The organism is Mycobacterium intermedium (assembly GCF_002086275.1).
Taxonomy (GTDB): domain Bacteria; phylum Actinomycetota; class Actinomycetes; order Mycobacteriales; family Mycobacteriaceae; genus Mycobacterium; species Mycobacterium intermedium.
The window spans coordinates 1-426 of record NZ_MVHT01000324.1 but is presented as its reverse complement, the minus strand read 5'-3'; the positions used below and the strand labels follow the sequence as shown (position 1 = coordinate 426).

General features: G+C 77.7%; 1 protein-coding gene. It reads left to right on the top strand.

Annotated elements, in window-relative coordinates; translation table 11 throughout:
* On the top strand, nucleotides 1-426 hold a 426-nt coding region (locus BST27_RS32210), incomplete at both ends, for a hypothetical protein (protein WP_211285347.1).

Genomic DNA, 426 nt, shown 5'->3' with positions numbered 1-426 from the left:
CCCATTCACGCCGTCGCCGATCAACGGGCGACCCAGCAAGAGTTGAGTGGGTGCACCGGCGGGTCGGGTGTCGGCCTGGGCGTCGAAGGCGGTCAAGGGGGCACCGGTGGGGTCGGCGGCCAAGCCGGCATCGCCGGACAGGCCGGCAGCGGCGGCAGCGGCGGCAGTGCCGGCGCTGCGGGCATCGGTGGAACAGGCGGCCAGGGCGGTATGGGCGGCGCCGGAGATAACGGCGCGGACGGCGTCTTCGGCGTCGACGGCGGCATCGGCGGTACCGGCTTCGCGGGCGGCGCGGGCGGCGCTGGTGGTGACGGGGGTACCGGCGTCGTGACCGGCGCCGGCGGCCAAGGCGGCCATGGCGGTACCGGCGGGGTCGGCGGCGCCGGTGCATCCGGCGTGGGCCACGCCGCAGACGGCGGGCAGGGC